The following is a 17,631-nucleotide window of genomic DNA, read 5'->3' on the forward strand; positions in this document are numbered from 1 at the left end:
GGGGGCAAGTTTTGCGGAAGGGCTCACTTCACAGGCGTCTGCGGGCGCCGGATACCATGGAATACAGGCGTCGGCGACTTTGTTCCAGCCGACCGATCCGAAAGCTTTTTCCGCTCGAGCACCGACGCACCGTGTCTACCGCGTCGGTAGCTATGACGACCAGGAGGGGTCGATCCGAATGAGTAATCCCGTATCGGGCGAACGAATCGCGGTGCGCCCTCCTACGGGGGGCGACGATCCGACCAAGATCGCCATGCTCGGCCTCACGTTCGACGACGTGCTGTTGCTGCCTGCCGCCTCGGATCTCATCCCCAGCTCGGTCGAGACGTCCAGCAAGCTGACCAGGGACATCACCCTGCGCACGCCGCTGGTGAGTTCGGCCATGGACACCGTCACCGAGGCGCGCATGGCCATCGCCATGGCGCGTGCGGGCGGTATGGGCGTGCTGCACCGCAACCTCTCGGCCGCCGACCAGGCCGCCCAGGTGGAGACGGTGAAGCGCTCCGAGGCGGGCATGGTGACCGACCCGGTCACCTGTCGTCCCACCGATACCCTCGCCGAGGTCGACGCCATGTGCGCGCGCTTCCGCATCTCGGGTCTGCCGGTGGTGGACGAGACCGGTGCGCTGGTGGGCATCATCACCAACCGCGACATGCGCTTCGAGGTCGATCAGGACCGTCGCGTGGACGAGGTGATGACCAAGGCGCCGCTGATCACCGCTCGTGAGGGTGTCACCGCCGAGGCCGCGCTGGGTCTGCTGCGCCGCCACAAGATCGAGAAGCTGCCGATCGTCGACGGCAACGGCCGCCTGCGTGGCCTGATCACGGTCAAGGACTTCGTCAAGACCGATCAGTACCCCAATGCCACCAAGGACCGCGACGGCCGCCTGCTGGTCGGCGCCGCGATCGGTGTCGGCGAGGATTCCTGGTCGCGTGCGATGACGCTGGCCGACGCCGGGGTGGACGTGCTGATCGTCGACACCGCGCACGGCCACCAGTCGCAGGTGCTGCAGATGGTCGCCAAGGTCAAGGCCGAGGTCGGTGACCGCATCCAGATCGTCGGCGGCAATATCGCCACGCGCGCCGGTGCCGCCGCGCTCGTCGAGGCGGGCGTCGACGCGGTGAAGGTGGGTGTGGGCCCCGGCTCCATCTGCACCACCCGCGTGGTCGCCGGTGTCGGCGCGCCGCAGATCACCGCGATCCTCGAAGCCGTCGCCGCGTGCAAGGCCGCCGGCGTGCCGGTGATCGCCGACGGCGGCGTGCAGTACTCCGGCGACGTCGCCAAGGCCATCGCCGCGGGCGCGTCCACCGTGATGCTCGGCTCGCTGCTCGCGGGTACCGCCGAGTCGCCCGGCGACCTGGTGCTGGTCAACGGCAAGCAGTTCAAGGCCTACCGCGGCATGGGCTCGCTGGGCGCCATGCAGGGCCGTGGACAGGCCAAGTCCTACTCAAAGGACCGCTACTTCCAGGACGACGTGCTCGCCGAGGACAAGCTCGTCCCCGAGGGCATCGAAGGCCGCGTGCCGTTCCGCGGCCCGGTCAACCAGGTGATCCACCAGCTCGTCGGTGGCCTGCGCGCCGCGATGGGCTACACCGGTTCGCAGAACATCGAGCACCTCCAGGGCGCGCAGTTCGTGCAGATCACCGCGGCGGGTCTCAAGGAGAGCCACCCGCACGACATCACGATGACCGTCGAGGCCCCGAACTACACCGGGCGCGGCTGAGTACAATAGATGCGTTTGTGCTCCGGGAGATAAGCTCCCGGAGCACGGAAGTGATGGAGGCTGACTCTGAGTTCGCTACCTGGCGCACTTCCAGCCCCGCACCCGCGACCCTTAGGGAGCGGCGGCCACGAAGTGGCCGGTCCGCGACCGGGTCGCCGGTTAGCCGCCGTTGCGTAGGCGACGAAGGAGCAAGCAACGGTGGCTAACCGGCGACCCCTTGGGGCCGCGGACACGCGCGCGCCAGCGCGCCGATAAACACAGCGAACTCGAGCGCGCCAGCGCTCCAAAAACACAGGAGCAACTGTGCGTGACATGGTCGAAATCGGTATGGGACGGGTCGCCCGGCGGACCTACGAGCTGGACGACGTCGATATCGTCCCCTCGCGGCGGACGCGGTCGTCGAAGCTGGTCTCGCTGGCCTGGCAGCTCGACGCCTACCGTTTCGAGATCCCGGTGCTCGCGCACCCCACCGACGCGCTGGTCTCGCCCGAGTTCGCGATCGAGCTGGGTCGCCAGGGTGGCCTCGGTGTGATCAACGGCGAAGGCCTCTGGGCCCGCCACGCCGACGTGCAGTCCAAGATCGACCAGCTGCTCGATCTGGTCGACAAGGGTGGTTACGAAAAGGCCATCTCGCTGCTGCAGGAACTGCACGCCGCGCCGATGCAGCCCGACCTCCTCGCCGCCGCCGTGGCCCAGGTCCGTGCGGCCGGGGTGACCACCTCGGTGCGGGTGAGCCCGCAGAACGCCCGCGCGCTGACCCCCGCGCTGCTCCAGGCGGGCGTCGACCTGCTGGTCGTGCAGGGCACCATCATCTCCGCCGAGCACGTGGGTGGCGACGAGCCGCTCAACCTCAAGACCTTCATCGCCGAGCTGGACGTGCCGGTCGTGGCCGGTGGCGTGAGCGATCACCGCACCGCGCTGCACCTGATGCGCACCGGCGCGGCGGGCGTCATCGTCGGCTACGGCTCGTTCCCCGGGGCCACCACCACCGGCGAGGTGCTCGGCATCGGCGTCCCGATGGCCACCGCGATCGCCGATGCCGCCGCGGCCCGTCGCGACTACCTCGACGAGACCGGCGGCCGGTACGTGCACGTCATCGCCGACGGTGACGTGGCCACCTCGGGCCAGCTGGCCAAGGCCATCGCCTGTGGTGCCGACGCCGTGATGCTCGGTGTGCCGCTGTCGGCGTCGGCCGAGGCGCCCGGTCGCGGCTGGTACTGGCCTTCGGCCACCGCGCACCCCTCGGTGCCGCGTGGTTCGTTCCTGCCGGTCGACGAGGCCTGGCTGGACGGCCCCGACGGCGCGGTGACCCGCCCGAGCCTCGAGCGCGTGCTCTACGGCCCCTCCGACGACCCGTTCGGCTCGCTGAACCTGGTCGGCGGCCTGCGCCGATCGATGGCCAAGGCCGGCTACTCCGACCTCAAGGAATTCCAGAAGGTCGGGCTGAGCGTCCGCTAGCGAACGTGGGTCAGTGAGACCCGATCCCGCAGGAACCGGGAGATCGCGGTATTGACCGGTTCCGGGTGGGTCATCGTGACGGCCAGCCGGGCGCCATCGATCTCCACGAAGGTGGAGGCGGTGAGCCCGTCGGCCAGTGTGCGGGCGCGATCGCCCGCGATGCCGCTCTGATTCGCGTGGATGATCAGCGCCGGGCAGGTGATCTCGCGCAACCGGTCGAGTACCGAGTCGCGCCCGAGTAGGCAGCCGACGGCGGCGTCGAGGCCGCTGTGGGCGTCGCCGACCCAGCGTCGGGTCCAGATATCGCGGTACCAGGTGTCGTCGCCGATGAGCCAGTCCGCCAGGCGCCCCGCGGCTTCCTCCCGGGAGCTGTGGTCGTGCCACTCGTCGAGGAATCGCTGGGTGGCGGTGGACTGGCCGAGCGTCGGCCCGTGCGCCTCGGTACTGATCAAGATCAGCGCGGCGACCCGTTCGGGCGCCACCAGCGCGGTCCGCAACGCGGTGAAGCCCCCTTGCGCGGTGCCGCCGACAATGGCGCGTTCGACCCCGATCGAGTCGAGCACGGTCAGCGCGTCGCGGGCCGCGGTCCAGTAGGTGAACGGCAACCGCTGGTCTCTGGTGCGGCCGTGCCCGCGCGCGTCCCAGGCCACAATCCGGAATTCGGGGGCGAGGGCGGCCTGTTGCGAGGCGAACATCGTGCGATCCATGAAGAACTCGTGGGCGAGCAACACCACCGGGCCCGTGCCACCGCTGTCCTCGTAGTAGATGTCGGCATCGATCGCGCGGGCGAATGGCACGAGCACGAGGATAGCCAGCACTGCCGCGCCACGCCCAAAAACGGGGGCGCGTCGTGCTCGGTCACTACGGCGCGTCCGGCTCTGGCGATGCCCGCTGCTTGCTCGTCGTACCCCGTCACTAAACTGTGGCGGTGGCAGATACTCAGAGACCGGTCCTCGTCGTCGACTTCGGCGCGCAGTACGCCCAGCTGATCGCCCGACGGGTGCGGGAGGCGCGGGTGTTCTCCGAGGTGATTCCCCACACGATGACCGTGGAAGAGATCGCCGACAAGCAGCCGCTGGCCGTGATCCTGTCCGGTGGGCCGTCGAGCGTATACGCCGAGGGCGCACCGCAACTCGACGCGCGGCTGTTCGACCTCGGCATTCCCGTGTTCGGCATCTGCTACGGCTTCCAGGCCATGGCACAGGCGCTGGGCGGCACGGTTTCCGAGACCGGCACTCGCGAATACGGCCGGACCGAACTGAACATCGACGGCGGTGTGCTGCACGGCGGCCTGCCGACCATCCAGCCGGTGTGGATGTCGCACGGTGACGCGGTGACCGATGCCCCGGCGGGCTTCGAGGTCACCGGCACCACCGCGGGCGCCCCTGTCGCCGCGTTCGAGGATCGCGCGCGCCGCCTGGCCGGCGTCCAGTACCACCCCGAGGTGCTGCACTCCCCGCACGGCCAGCAGGTGCTCAGCCGCTTCCTGCATGAGCTCGCCGACATTCCGGCGCAGTGGACCCCGGCCAATATCGCCGAGTCGCTGATCGAGAGTGTGCGCGAGCAGATCGGTGACGGGCACGCCATCTGTGGTCTGTCCGGTGGCGTCGACTCCGCCGTGGCGGCCGCGCTGGTGCAGCGCGCGATCGGTGACCGGCTCACCTGTGTGTTCGTCGACCACGGTCTGCTGCGGGCAGGCGAACGCGAGCAGGTCCAGCACGACTTCGTCGCCGCGACCGGTGCCAAGCTGGTCACCGTCGACGCGGTGGACAAGTTCCTCGGTGAACTGAAGGGCGTCTCCGATCCCGAGGAGAAGCGCAAGATCATCGGTCGCGAGTTCATCCGTTCCTTCGAGGACGCGGTCGCCGGCATCGTCACCGAAGAGGGTGTGGCCGCGGGCAGCGCGCCGAAGGTCGAGTTCCTGGTCCAGGGCACGCTGTACCCGGACGTCGTCGAATCCGGTGGCGGCACCGGCACCGCGAACATCAAGAGCCACCACAATGTCGGCGGCCTGCCCGACGACCTCGAGTTCGACCTGGTCGAGCCGCTGCGTCTGCTGTTCAAGGACGAGGTCCGCGCGGTCGGCCGCGAGCTGGGCCTGCCCGAGGAAATCGTTGCGCGCCAGCCCTTCCCCGGCCCGGGTCTCGCCATTCGCATCGTCGGCGAGGTGACCGCCGACCGGCTCGATCTGCTCCGTCAGGCCGACGCCATCGCCCGCGAGGAGCTCACCGCCGCGGGTCTGGACAAGCAGATCTGGCAGTGCCCGGTCGTGCTGCTGGCCGACGTGCGCTCGGTCGGTGTGCAGGGCGACGGCCGCACCTACGGTCACCCGATCGTGCTGCGCCCGGTGTCGAGCGAGGACGCGATGACCGCGGACTGGACTCGCCTGCCCTACGACGTGCTCGAGCGGATCTCCACACGCATCACCAACGAGGTGGCCGAGGTCAACCGCGTGGTCCTCGACGTGACGAGCAAGCCGCCGGGCACCATCGAGTGGGAGTGAGCTAAGCCGGCCGCGCCGGCCGCGCCGCCTGGGTGAGCAGGAGCCTGCCGAGGAGGAAGCCGCCGGTGTGTGGTCGGTGGGTGGCCGGTGGCAGGACCTTCGCCAGTGGGGTTTCCGGTCGCTTCTCGGATTCGTCCATCGCCCTTGTCTTTCAACTGGTTCGCGAACAGCGATGGCCCGTCATCGATGACGGGCCATCGCTGTTCGTCGGGGTTGTCCTCAGTGGCGTTTACGGCTCGGGGCCAGCGTGAGCAGCAGGCCGATGACGATGGCCGCGATCACCACGCCCCAGCCGATGGGCAGGATGCCGTCGTCGGGGGTGGGTGCGCCGAGCAGGGCCCAGACGCTCACGGCGAGCGCGATCAGGCCGGTGGTCAGCAGGGTGAACGCGGGTCGGCGGGCGGGTTCGGTACCGGTCGGCTCAGCCACGGGTCACCACCGCGTCACCCACGTGCATCGTGATGAGCAGGTCGAGGACCGGCGCGCCGGCGGAGTTCGGCCCGCTCAGCCCGTCCTGGCAGGTCGAGTTGGAATCGGTCACTCCGATGTCACATGTCGTCTTCACTGTCATCCCTTCGGGCAGTTGCACTTTCGCGTCACCGACATTCACCGCGACCTCGACACTGCGCGACTCGGTGAGGTCGAGACCGCGCAGATCCAGCGTGCCCGAACCGATGTCGAGGGCGTAGCGAGGCTGCAATTCGGCCACCGAGGTCGGTGCCCAGACCCGGTCGCCGATGGCGGTTTCGTCGAAGTCGATCGGCCCGATCAGCGCGGCCAGCGCCACGAATCCGGCCAGCGGAGCGGCGAGTACCAGTAGCCCGTACCCACGCCGCAGGAACGCGCCTGCGACGAGCCCGAGGCCGATCACGGCCAACGCGAAGGCCGCGATGCGGGCGGGGGTCATCCATTCGACACCCGATGCCGCTGCCGCACCGGCCAGCGCAGCGGCGAGGATCGCCAGGCCGATGGTGACCGGAGTCAGCCGGGAGCGTGGACGTTTCGGTGCCGGGGGTGCCACGGGTGCGTAGCGGGGTGCGGCTTCCGGGAACTCCCAGGCCAGCGGCGCGACGGCGAGCGGGTCCCAGCCGTTGGGGACCTGCGCGTTGATGCGCGGGGGTTCCGGTGCGGCGGAGATGGTTCGGGATAGGTTCTTGTGCAGGATCGCGGTGGCGTCGGCTTCCTCCAGCGAGGTCGGTTCGCCGGCGGGAACGACCTCGTTCGAGGTGGCCGCCTGCTTCCCGAGGTCGATGGGTGCGGGCGAATCATCAACCGGGCGATCGGAATTCGATGCGTGCTCGGTATCCGCGATGGCTGGTGAGGTGTCCGGCTGGTTCGTCGGCGCCTCGACGCTGGGCGCGGCGGGGTTCGCCGAGGTCGCGCTGATTCGCACCGTGTCGACCGAATCAGCAGTGGCGCTGGCTGTTTCGTCGATGTCCTTGTGTAGAACGACGGTCTCGGTCGCATCGACACGCAGCAGCGGCGTGGATTCGGCTGTGGCCGTGCGAGATTCCTCGCGGGCCGGATCGGGGACGTAGGCGTCGGGGAGTGTGGTGTAGGGGGTGTACATCCCGGTCGGCGGCACCTCCGGGTTGTACGGGTAACCGCGCACCGGGACACCGGTCGGGTAGCCCGCGCCCGGATAGCCGGTCGCGCCGAGGGGCGAGCGGTAGGCGTCGAACCCCGCGGGCAACTCGGGATGCCGCAGATACAGCATCCACCAGCCCGCGAGCATCAGCCCCAGACTGATCACCCCGGACCCGCCCATCCCCAACCCGATCGGGCCCATGGTCGACACCGCGATGGCCAGCGCCACGATCAACACGATCGTCTTGGTCTGCGAATGCCCGCCCCGATCGTGCGCGGCCAGGGCCTGCGCCGCCGACACCTCGTTCCCCGCCGACCCGAGCACCAGCCAGGCCAGCAGGTACAGCACGATCCCGGCCCCGCCGAAAATCGTGGACACCACGAAGGCCACTCGCACGAGCACCGGATCCACCCCGTACCGCAACCCGAAGCCCGCCGCCACCCCGGCAATCGGGCCCTGCCGAGGCAGCCGGACGGGCCGCGTCTGCCACATCTGGTGAACCTGGTCGGCGAAGCTCGTTCTGCTCATGCCATCCATGGTGTGCCGAGCCACCCCTTCCGCACATCGGGGGTAACCCTGAGAATTTCCCGGGTTCACGAACAGGGGGAACGGTAGGCGACGTTCGCGACGTGACCGCGCCACACGGCTTCGGTGAGTCGGCCGGTGGCCGCGCAGATCCGGGCGGCGACGGTCTCGGCGTCGAGGTCCCACACGCCGAGCTGGCCGTTGTCGGTGACGACCATGAGCTGTTCGCCGCCTGGGTGCAGGGTCACCTGGCGGTCGCGGCCGTCGGCGGGCCCGAGTGGGCCGATGTATTTGCGTGGTGCGCGGGGGTCGTCGAGATTCCACAGGCCGGTCGTGCCGTCGTCGCTCGACACGGCCAGTTCGGAGCCGTCCGTCGACGCGGAGATCCAGCTGATCGGCCCGATTTCGGTGCGGACCGCGTCGACGAGCGGGGTGAACGTCTCCGGTGCTTCGGTGTCCCACAGCCCGAAGCGATCGCCTTTGGTGACGGCGACTGTTCGATTGTCGGGCAGAAATCGGGACGGCTGTAAAACGGTGGTGAGTTCCACGTCGACTTCGGCGATCAGACGTGGGTGCGCCGGGTCGTCCAGACTCCAGATCTGCCGGGTGTATTGCTGCCAATTGTCAGCCTGGTCGACGAGCATCACTTCGACCAGGCTGCCGTCGGGGCTGAAGCTGTCGCCGACGATCTTTCCGAAACTCGCGGTGATCGGCGACCCGAGGGGCTTGGGCGCCATGCGGTCGGCGACGTCCCACATCTGGACCGAGTCGGGGAAGGTCAGCAGCATCCGGTCGCCCTTGACGGTCGAGCTGTCGGCCTCGCCGGTCGGCCAGCTGGGCAGTGGTCGTGGATCACCCGGATCGTCGAGGTCGAAGAGGAGCCGCCGCTTGCCGCCCAGTTCGTGCAGGCTCAGTGTCCGTCCGTCCGGACTCAGAACAGGGTTCGACAGCGCCAGTACGTTCGGGATCGTGGTCAGCCGGGTCGGGCGACGCGGATCGGTGGTGTCCCAGACCCCGACGTCGCCGGTCCGGGTCACCATGGCCATCCGATCTCCGGCTCGATCGAACACCGGGCCCGAGGGCATACGGGGAATCACGTCGATCGTTGATCGAGGCAGTGTCCAGGTGCGCAGCAGGCCGTCGTGCCCCGCGCTGACGAGCACCGGCTCACCGGGGATGAAAAGCATCGACGTCGGTCCGCCGCTGCACAGGGAGATCCGGGCTTGTGGGCAGGCGGCCGGGCTCACCGAGAGGGCAGGGCCCGCTTGCACGGGCTGGGCCGGGTCGGAGATGTTCCACAGCCGGGCGGCCTCGTCGGATCCGGTGGCGAGGAGATTTCCGTCCTGGTGGAAAACGATCGAGGCCAGCACGTCGTTGTCGACGCGAGTCGAGGCACCGAAGGAGCGCGGGTGGTGCGGATCGGTGATGTCCCAGAGTTCGAACTGGCTCGACGGTGCGCTGCTGGTGCCCTTCGCGCCGTGCGTGCCGATGGCCAGGCGGGTGCCATCGGGACTGAGGGTGACCTCTTGGAGGAAGTCGCCTGCCGTCGTCGAGATCGGCGGTCCGAGTGGGCGTGCCGCCGTGGTGTCCCACAACTGCACGGTATCGGGGAGACCGGTGTCGAAGGTGACGGAGCCGACCGCGAGCACTGTGCCGCCGGGGCCGAATTCGATGGCGTGGTGGTCACCGGCCAGTGGACGGGTGACGGTGCGCGACGGCCGTGCCCGATCGCGGATATCCCAGAGTGTGAGTGTCGATGCCTCGACCGTGGCGAGTCGGGTTCCGCTCGAATCGATGGCGATCGTGTCGGCCCGGGGGGTATCGAGTGTGTGGATCAGACGCGGTGACTCGGGGTCGGCGAGATCCCACAGCTGGATACCGGAATCGCCGAGGGCGACCGCGTCGGTGCGGCCCGGGATGAAATCGAACTGGTGGGTTCGCGTGCCGAGCGAGGTGGTGATTCGGTGCGGTCGTGCGGGATCGCGCAGATCCCAGAAGGCGGTGTCGCCCGCGTAGTCGATCGAGACCAGTAGCGCGTCGGCCGGGCGATAGGCCAGCACGGAGATGCCTCGTTCGTGAGCGGGCACGGTGACGGCCAGTGGCGAATCCTGGGTGTTCAACAGTTGGGTGCGCGTCGCGTCGTCGGGCCGAATTCGATACGCGGCCAACAGGAACTGCGCCGAGATCGACGGATCGATGCTTCTCGTCCGATGGGCCGCGGCCACCAGTTCGGCGTAGTCGCGGTCCATGGCCCGCTGGTCGGCGAGCCTGCTGCGGTCGACGGCGATGACACCGGTGGCGAGCAGGGCGATTACGACCACGACCGCCCCGATTCGCCAGCGTCCGCCGATCCGCGCGGCCCGTCGGGAGGCCTGGAGGAAGGTGTGTACGCGCGGGCTGATCGAAGTGCGACCGGTGTGCTCGCCCGCGCTGTGGAGTCGGGTGCCCCGATACAGCAGTGCCGAATCATGGCCCGCTGCTTCCCATTCGGCCGCATCGTGCTCGAGCCGCTGACGAACCAGGTGCCCGACCCGGTCGGTGTCGATCCAGCCGCGCAGCCGGGGCCACGCGGTCAGCACGATCTCGTGGGAGAACTGCACCGAGCCCGCGTCGAGGGCGATCAGTCTGCTGGCCGCGAGGACCTCGAGCGCTTCCGCGGTGGCATCGGGATCGCCGCTGCGGCTGAGTAATTCGGCACGATCGACGGTCCGTCTGGTGTCGCGCGCGTCCTGACCGACCGTGACGAGCGAGCCGAGCAGTTCCCGCGCGGCGGTCTGCTGAGCCGGGGTGAGCTCGCTCCAGGCGAGTTCGGCGGTCTCGGCGACCGACCCCGCGACACCGCCTGCCTTGCGATAGCCCGCGACGGTGAGTTTGCGACCCTCGCGCTGCTGCCAGGTCGCGGCCATCACGTGCGACAGCAGTGGTAGCGCACCGGGGTCGTAGCCGTCGGTGCTGAGATGTCCGCCGAGCCCACGTAGCTCGGTGAGCACCAGCTCTTCCAGACCCGGCTCCAGCGTGATCCCGGCGGTGGACGCCGGTCCGGCGATCGCGCGTGTCACCTCGTCGATGGACATCGCGCCGAGCAGATAGTTGTTGTGCTGCAGGCTGTTTCGCAGCACGGGATAGTGCAGACAGTGTTCGTAGAAGTCGGCGCGTAGCGCAAGGACGACCGTCAGTGACGCGGGCAGGGCGGCGAGTGCGGCCAGGAATGTCGCGCGGTCGGCCTCGTCCTGGCACAGGGTGAACAGTTCCTCGAACTGGTCGACGATCAAGACCCGCAGGTCGTCGGTCAGCGTCGCGGCCAGTCCGGCGGTCGGCGTCGCACCCGGTGTCATGGTGGCGGCTGGCAGGTCGAGCGCCGGTCGCAAACCCGCCGCCAGCAGGGACGACTTGCCCGCACCGGACGCGCCGATCAGGACGGCGATGCCGGTGCTCACGCGAACCAGCTCGACGAATTCGGCGGTGGCCTGCTCGCGTCCGAAGAACATGGTGTGCTCCTCGGGTAGGTAGGCGCGCAGGCCGGGGTAGGGGCAGGTGTCGCCGTCGCCCGCGGCCGCCGTCCAGGTGACCGATTCCTGCCAGAGCTGTCGCCATTCGTGCGGGTCGGCGAGTCTGCGCGGTAGGTCGCGCTTGGCCTTCTCGGTCAGCTCGACGAGCGTGAGCACCACCGGCAGCAGCGATTCGAAGCGAGCGGGCACATTGCGCCCGGCCTTCCAGTCACTGATCCGCTGGGGTGACGGCGTGCCGGCCTGGGTGCCGCGCATGCGCCGCTCGGTGGCCGCGGCGACCCGGCGCAAGGTCGGATTGCCCGCCGCGGCATAGAGTTCGGCGAACCGCTGGGCGAAAAGCACACGCGGTGAAGAACTCTGCGCGTCACTGTTGGTCAAGGAACCCCCCGTTCGATGAAAACGACCGAGGGCCATGGTATTCGGCTGGACCGGGACCCGGCGAGTTCGCCGGGTCCCGGTTCAGCTCACAGGAACATGGTGTCGCCGAAGATCGAGTTCGTCGCGCGCACCTGTCCGGTGCTCGCGGTGACCGTCGCCCACGAGTAGATGTTGAGCGGTCCGCCGCAGTTGCCGACCATCAGATGGAAGTCCCGGTTCACCAGATAGGTGGTGCCCGACCCGAGCGGCATGGATCCCACATCGATCTTCTTGATCTCGCCCGGCGCGAGCGACAGGCTCAGATCCAGACCCGCCGAGATCGAGGGACCGATGTCGGCGGACACGTCGGGTCCGGACGAGCCGAATCCGATGGTGGCCCCCGCACCGACCGAGATGCCGCCGTCGAGCCCGACCGACAGGGTCAGGTCCACCGCGCAGGCGACGAGATAGCCGGAGGTGAGGTCACCGGTCGCGCCGGGCGGGGCGGTGACGTAGGCGGTGTTGTCCAGGAATACCTCGCGATTGGTCGGCATCGCGTTGAGCGGGGGCACCAGCCGGTAGGACTCCTCGGTGTGGCCGAGGGTGAGTTCGAAGCCGTCGGGCCCGTGGTAGGTCGTCTCGTGCGGTGCCATCGGCGACGCCGAGGCGATCGGTGTGAGCCCGATGGTGCTCAGTCCGATGGTGGCGGCACCCAGCACGGTGGTGAAGATGTTCACGTGTTCCTCCCCTGAAGCGGCGGCCGTAATTCCGGCCTGCCATCAACGTAGGAAAACCCTCTGCGGCCGGGCTTTCGGAGCGGCCGCGCATCGGCTTAAAAGGCCTGCTGAGGACTCCGCGGCGGGGTTTCCGGTCCGGCGATCCGGCGCCACCGGACCTGTTCGTCACCGGCGCGGGCATCCGCCCTGGTAGGGACTGATTTCTGTCCGGACCGGACGGCTCGCGCCCAGGTCAGCGCCGAATCGCCGACATCGGGGACGAGATCAGGGACTTTCCTGATGTCAGCACCCCGCCCCGCGTGCCACTATCGAGAGCATGGATCCGTCTGTTTCCGCCCGCACTGCCGCCCAGGGGTCTGCCACCCCACCCGGGCCCGGCGCCGCCGCCGGGAACAACGCCCCCAACTACCAGGCCCCCGCGGGCGGCAGCGGTGCGAATGCGAGCGACGGCGTCGCGCCCGGCTACCGGCCAGTGGGCAATGGTGCCGTTGCCGGCTATCGGCCTGTCGCAGGCAACAGTGCTGTCGGCTCGACGGTCGGAGGGGGCGGGTATGGGGCGGGCTACCAGCCGATGGCCGGTAACGGTGCCATCGGTAACGGCGCGAGCAGCCCCGCGCCTGGCCATCAGCCTGGAATCGGCACAGGGGCGGCCGCGAATCGGCCGCGTGGTTCGGCGGGACCTTCCGATGGGCCGGGGGCCGCGGCGGATCCGCGGTTCGGGGGACATCGGCTACGCGACCGTTTCGTAGGGCGCGAGCCGGTGGTCTATGGAGCGCCGCAGCAATACATTCCGCCCCAGCAGTACCGGACAGCGCCGGGCTATCCGCAGGGCTACGGCGTGCCTCGCGGCTATCGGCCGATGCTGCCTGCCCCCGGCCCCGAACCGACGGGTGCGCCCTTGCCCGAGACTCCGCGCTTGGTCCGCCGTAGCGGTGGTCGGGTAGTCGGTGGTGTCGCGGGTGGTCTGGCCGACCATCTCGGTGTCGACGTGATCAAGGTGCGGCTGGCGTTCGTGTTGCTGTCCGCGCTGGTCGGTGCGGGGCTGGTGGCGTACGGGCTGCTGTGGATCTTCACTCCCGGTGGCGCGGACGCCGTGAAACCGACCGGTGACGAGCGCAGGCAGGCCATCGGGCTGGCCTTGCTCGGGCTCGGGCTCGCGGTCACGGTGGGCTGGTTGTTCCAGGGGACCGCGGCGAAGGTGATCGTGCCGATCGTGGTGGTCGCGGTGGGTGCCGCGCTGGTGTGGCGCGAATACGATGTCGCCGCGCCGGGTCCACGGGCGCTGTTCGGGCTGCCCGCGCGACCCTCGGTGGTCACCTGGTCGCGGATCGTGGCCGGGGCGACGCTGATCGTGGTCGGGCTCGGTGTGGTGGTGCTGGCCAGGATCGATCTCAGCTCGCTCGGGTCGGCGCTGATCGCGGTGGCGGTCACCCTGGTGGGCGCGGGTCTGCTCACGGTGCCGTTGTGGTTGCGCATGGTTCGCGCGCTCAATGCCGAGCGCGGCGCCCGCATCCGCAATGAGGAACGCGAGGAGATCGCCTCCCATCTGCACGATTCGGTCCTGCAGACACTCGCGCTGATCCAGCGTCAGGCCGAGGATCCGCAAGAGGTGCTCCGGCTGGCCCGCAGTCAGGAGCGCGAACTGCGCAAGTGGCTCTTCGACGACACCGCACCCGCCCAGTCCAGCCTGGCCACCGCGCTGCGCACCATCGCGGGCGAGGTGGAGGACCAGCACGGGGTGAAGGTCACCCCGGTCGTCGTCGGCGATGTCGCGATGGACCCCGGCGACACCGGCGCCGGCCTGCCCAAGGAACATTTCACCGCCCTGCTCGGCGCTACCCGCGAGGCACTGGTGAACGCCGCCAAGCACGCCGACGTCCCCGAGATCGACCTGTACGCCGAGACCGAACCCCACCAGGTGAGCATCTTCGTGCGCGACCGCGGCGCCGGTTTCGACGTGTCCGCGGTCCCGGCCGACCGGCGCGGGGTGGCCAAGTCGATCTGTGCCAGAATCGAGCGCCGTGGCGGCACCGCCGAGATCGACTCGACGATCGGCCGTGGCACCGAAGTACGGATTGTCATGCCGCGCACCGACTCCGGTACCTCCGAGCCGGACGAGGGCGCGAGCGGCGTCGCGTCGGACCAGGTCGCGGGCGACTCCGCAGGACCGGGCGGAATCGCGACCGAGGCCGAAACATCTGTACCAGGCCCCGTCGACGCGCCGACCACCCCACTGCGCCCCGATGATCGCGCGTCGACGCGGGACCACCCAGCCGATCACTGAGCGCGACCCGAGCCGATTTCGGCGCCAGGACACCGCGGTGTGGTACCGATGACAGCAGGTCGATCGACACGGTTCGAATGAGGAGTCTGGTAGTGAGTGTTCGGGTTTTCCTGGTCGACGATCACGCGGTTTTCCGGTCGGGGGTACGGGCAGAGCTGAGCCGGGAGACCGACATGGAGGTCGTCGGTGAGGCGGGCGCGGTGGCCGAGGCGGTGGCCGGGATCGATGCCGCGAAGCCGGACGTGGTGCTGCTGGATGTGCACATGCCCGATGGCGGTGGGGTGGCGGTGCTGAGCGGGATCGCCACGGGGCCGGTGTGTTTGGCGTTGAGTGTGTCCGACGCGGCCGAGGACGTGATCGCGGTGATCCGGGCGGGGGCGCGCGGGTATGTCACCAAGACGATTTCCGGTGCGGAGCTTGCCGACGGTATTCGCCGGGTCGCGGGTGGGGACGCGGTGTTCAGTCCGCGGCTGGCTGGCTTCGTGCTCGACTCGTTCACCGGGCGCTCGCCGGTTCCCGAGCCGCCGCTCGATCCCGAGCTGGACTCGCTCACCCCGCGTGAGCTGGAAGTGCTGCGCTTGCTCGCCCGCGGTTACACCTATCGGGAGATCGCCGAATCCTTGTTCATCTCGGTGAAGACCGTCGAGACGCACGCGTCGAATGTGCTTCGTAAGACACAACAGTCGAACCGGAACGCGCTGACTCGGTGGGCTCATCGGCGCCGCATCGAGTGAAGCGGTAGGGCCGCGGCGCTACATCACGGCGATGATGATGGCGATCAGGATGATCAAGCCGATCAGTACGCCTGCGCCGATGGCGAGGGGGGCGCCGTTGGGGAGGTTGTCGATGAAGCTGCCGGTGCGCTGTGGGGGCGCGGCGGCGGTGGCGGCGAGGGGGGCGCGGTGCGGGCGCGGGAGCGGGGCGGCGTTGGGGCTGCGCAGGCCGCTCGCGGAGTTGCGGGTGGACCAGGCGGGGATGGTGCTGTCCTCGGTGCGCAGCGGCACACCGAGGATGTAGGCGCCGGTGCCGGGTCCGAAGGCGGCGGTGAGGATTTCGTCGCGAGCCTCGGCCATGGTGGGGCGACGCTGGGGGGCGGGCTCGAGCATGTGCAGCAGGGGCTGGGTGAGGATGCCGCTGCGGGTGGGCGGGATGATCCGGCCCATCGCGGCCTTGGCGACGACGTCGTTCTCGTCGGAGTCGAAGCCGAACGGCGGCTGGCCTTCCAGCGCGGTGTAGAGGGTGGCGCCGAGGGAGAACACGTCGCTGGCCTCGGTGGGCCTTGCGCCGCGCGCGACCTCGGGCGGGAGGTAGGCCGGGGTGCCGGTGATCACACCGTCGGGTTCGTCACCGTGCGTGTCGCCCGCGCCGCGCGAGATGCCGAAGTCGCTGAGTTTGGCCAGACCGATGCTGTTGCCGCGGTCGGCGACGAGGATGTTGCCTGGCTTGATATCGCGGTGCACGATGCCGGCGGCGTGCGCGGCGGCGAGCGCGTCGGCCACCTGCGCGCCGATCTGGGCGACCTCGACCGCGGGCAGCGTGTCGACCAGCGCGAGCGCCTTGGCCACGCTGCGCGAGGGTAAGTACTCCATGACGAGCCACGGCTCGCCCGCCTCGATCACCACATCGTGCACGGCCACGGCGTGCACGTGCGACAGCTTGGCGGCCACCCGGCCCTCGTGCACGATGCTGCTGCGCACCTGCTCGGCCTCGGCCGCGCTCAGTCCCGCGGTGGACAGCACCTGCTTGATCGCGACTTCCCGGTTCAGCAACCGATCGGTCGCGAGCCAGACCGCACCCATGCCACCCCCACCCAGCTTGGATTGCAGGCGGTAGCGACCCGCGACCAGGTAGTCGGGGCCGATATGGGGACGAGCACGTTCGGTCACGGGTGCGAGGGTAGCCGAAACCGGCGCTGACTGGCCGGGATCCCGGTCAGAGTCCGCCCGGACCAGCTCCGCGCGGCTCGGTTGTTCGCGGCACCGGAGGCTGGGCGTCCCTCGCGGTGGACACGGGGAGGGGTGGGTGTCACGCTGGTCGCTATCGAACGTATATTCGAATACGATCGATAGCTGGAACGGTGCTGCCGTTTCGGCGCAGGGCGGTTTTCCGCTCGCGGGTCCATCGTGGAAGTAGGTGGTGTTGATGGGTTCGGAAGCGTTGTCGCCCGATCCGGGCATGCTCGACGAGCTGCGAAGGCGGATGGCCGCGGTGCCGGGACGTGGTGAGTCCGCGACCGGTCATGTACCGCGTGAACAGCCATTACGCCGCGATCTGTTGCCGGTACCGCCGCCGCTGGCCGACTTGCTGCCCGACGGTGGGCTGCCCAAAGGCGCGGTGGTCGCCTATACCGGCGCGCACTCCCTGCTGTCCGGGCTGCTCGCCGCGGTCACCGGAAACGGGGGGCACGCGGCAGTGGTCGGCCTGCCCCGGCTCGGTTTGCTGGCCGCCGCGGAAATGGGCGCCCAGCTGTCCCACCTGGCGGTGATCGCCGACCCAGGCCCCGACCCCGCCGAGGTGGCCGCGGTCCTGCTCGACGGCCTCGACCTGGTGGTTCTCGGTCTCGGTGGGCTGGTTGTCCCGCCGTCTCGGTGCCGGGTCCTCGCCGCCCGCGCCCGCAACCGCGGCGCCACCCTGGTCGTCGCGGGCGAATGGGCCAACCCGACCCTGCGCCTCGACTCCCGCGTCACCGGCTACCGAGGTCTCGGCCCCGGTCGCGGCCGCCTGCGCTCGGTCTGTCTCGACGTGCGGGTCAGCGCCAAGGCGGGCCAGACCCGCCACGGCCGCATGGACCTGTGCGCCCAGGCAGGCCGCACCGAATGGCGGCCTCGTGAAACCGTCACCCGCACCACCGAGGTCACCGCATTACACGAGGCTGTGTCGTGATCCCGTTACCCGGTTCTGACCGATGGGCGTGAGGGAGCCGCTCAGTCGGAAAACTGACTGGCCG

The 17,631-nt window shown here is 69.5% G+C and carries 13 protein-coding genes; 6 read left to right on the plus strand and 7 right to left on the minus strand.

The annotated features are described in order from the left end of the window. The first annotated feature begins 178 nt into the window (after window positions 1-178). Window positions 179-1,723 carry an IMP dehydrogenase gene (gene guaB, locus ACQHI0_RS33250; RefSeq protein WP_427905640.1) on the plus strand — a complete coding sequence of 515 codons (1,545 nt, stop codon included), beginning with the start codon at window positions 179-181 and terminating at the stop codon, window positions 1,721-1,723. Between the two features lie 303 nt (window positions 1,724-2,026). Then, window positions 2,027-3,181 carry a GuaB3 family IMP dehydrogenase-related protein gene (locus tag ACQHI0_RS33255; RefSeq protein WP_427905641.1) on the plus strand — a complete coding sequence of 385 codons (1,155 nt, stop codon included), beginning with the start codon at window positions 2,027-2,029 and terminating at the stop codon, window positions 3,179-3,181. Here ACQHI0_RS33255 and ACQHI0_RS33260 read toward each other — a convergent pair. Then, window positions 3,178-3,978, minus strand: coding sequence for an alpha/beta fold hydrolase (locus ACQHI0_RS33260; RefSeq protein WP_427905642.1), 801 nt, complete (start codon window positions 3,976-3,978; stop codon window positions 3,178-3,180). The genes ACQHI0_RS33255 and ACQHI0_RS33260 overlap by 4 nt on opposite strands. Before the next feature lie 131 nt (window positions 3,979-4,109). Here ACQHI0_RS33260 and guaA point away from each other — a divergent pair, with 131 nt between their 5' ends. After that, window positions 4,110-5,684, plus strand: coding sequence for a glutamine-hydrolyzing GMP synthase (gene guaA, locus ACQHI0_RS33265; protein WP_427905643.1), 1,575 nt, complete (start codon window positions 4,110-4,112; stop codon window positions 5,682-5,684). A 1-nt stretch (window position 5,685) separates the two neighbouring features. On the opposite strand, the gene ACQHI0_RS33270 is transcribed toward guaA, so the two are convergent. From ACQHI0_RS33270 to ACQHI0_RS33290, 5 genes are all read right to left on the minus strand, one after another. Then, the gene (locus ACQHI0_RS33270; RefSeq protein WP_427905644.1) at window positions 5,686-5,823 is read right to left on the minus strand and encodes a hypothetical protein; all 138 of its coding nucleotides are present in this window, start codon (window positions 5,821-5,823) and stop codon (window positions 5,686-5,688) included. An 80-nt stretch (window positions 5,824-5,903) separates the two neighbouring features. Continuing rightward, complete coding sequence (locus ACQHI0_RS33275) at window positions 5,904-6,113, minus strand: hypothetical protein (RefSeq protein WP_427905645.1); 210 nt, start codon at window positions 6,111-6,113, stop codon at window positions 5,904-5,906. Then, entirely contained in the window at window positions 6,106-7,800 is a 1,695-nt protein-coding gene (locus ACQHI0_RS33280; protein WP_427905646.1) for a PspC domain-containing protein, read from the minus strand. Before ACQHI0_RS33280 ends, ACQHI0_RS33275 begins: the two co-directional genes overlap by 8 nt. Before the next feature lie 65 nt (window positions 7,801-7,865). Beyond that, window positions 7,866-11,684, minus strand: coding sequence for a WD40 repeat domain-containing protein (locus ACQHI0_RS33285; RefSeq protein ID WP_427905647.1), 3,819 nt, complete (start codon window positions 11,682-11,684; stop codon window positions 7,866-7,868). A gap of 86 nt (window positions 11,685-11,770) precedes the next feature. After that, entirely contained in the window at window positions 11,771-12,400 is a 630-nt protein-coding gene (locus ACQHI0_RS33290; protein ID WP_427905648.1) for an MspA family porin, read from the minus strand. 859 nt (window positions 12,401-13,259) lie between these two features. Between ACQHI0_RS33290 and ACQHI0_RS33295 the strand changes: the two genes are divergently transcribed. After that, entirely contained in the window at window positions 13,260-14,684 is a 1,425-nt protein-coding gene (locus ACQHI0_RS33295) for a PspC domain-containing protein (protein ID WP_427909377.1), read from the plus strand. 77 nt (window positions 14,685-14,761) lie between these two features. Next, the gene (locus tag ACQHI0_RS33300; protein WP_101464335.1) at window positions 14,762-15,418 is read left to right on the plus strand and encodes a response regulator transcription factor; all 657 of its coding nucleotides are present in this window, start codon (window positions 14,762-14,764) and stop codon (window positions 15,416-15,418) included. Between the two features lie 18 nt (window positions 15,419-15,436). Here the strand turns inward: ACQHI0_RS33300 and ACQHI0_RS33305 are convergent, their stop codons facing one another. Continuing rightward, window positions 15,437-16,570 (minus strand): serine/threonine-protein kinase, encoded by a 1,134-nt coding sequence (locus ACQHI0_RS33305; protein ID WP_427905649.1) that lies wholly within the window; start codon window positions 16,568-16,570, stop codon window positions 15,437-15,439. Between the two features lie 256 nt (window positions 16,571-16,826). Here ACQHI0_RS33305 and ACQHI0_RS33310 point away from each other — a divergent pair, with 256 nt between their 5' ends. Then, a complete protein-coding gene (locus tag ACQHI0_RS33310; RefSeq protein ID WP_427905650.1) occupies window positions 16,827-17,567 on the plus strand; it encodes a hypothetical protein in 741 nt (246 codons plus the stop codon). Window positions 17,568-17,631 lie beyond the last annotated feature (64 nt).

Origin of the sequence: Nocardia sp. FBN12 (genome assembly GCF_050320175.1) — a bacterium.
In the GTDB taxonomy this organism is placed as follows: domain Bacteria; phylum Actinomycetota; class Actinomycetes; order Mycobacteriales; family Mycobacteriaceae; genus Nocardia.

What these genes read in the sequence shown, in the direction of transcription:
- ACQHI0_RS33295 (WP_427909377.1), top strand. Translation starts at nt 13,260, where the DNA reads ATGCTGCCTGCCCCCGGCCCCGAACCGACGGGTGCGCCCTTGCCCGAG.
- ACQHI0_RS33280 (WP_427905646.1), bottom strand. Translation starts at nt 7,800, where the DNA reads ATGAGCAGAACGAGCTTCGCCGACCAGGTTCACCAGATGTGGCAGACG.
- ACQHI0_RS33300 (WP_101464335.1), top strand. Translation starts at nt 14,762, where the DNA reads ATGAGGAGTCTGGTAGTGAGTGTTCGGGTTTTCCTGGTCGACGATCAC.
- guaB (WP_427905640.1), top strand. Translation starts at nt 179, where the DNA reads ATGAGTAATCCCGTATCGGGCGAACGAATCGCGGTGCGCCCTCCTACG.
- ACQHI0_RS33310 (WP_427905650.1), top strand. Translation starts at nt 16,827, where the DNA reads ATGGGTTCGGAAGCGTTGTCGCCCGATCCGGGCATGCTCGACGAGCTG.
- ACQHI0_RS33270 (WP_427905644.1), bottom strand. Translation starts at nt 5,823, where the DNA reads ATGGACGAATCCGAGAAGCGACCGGAAACCCCACTGGCGAAGGTCCTG.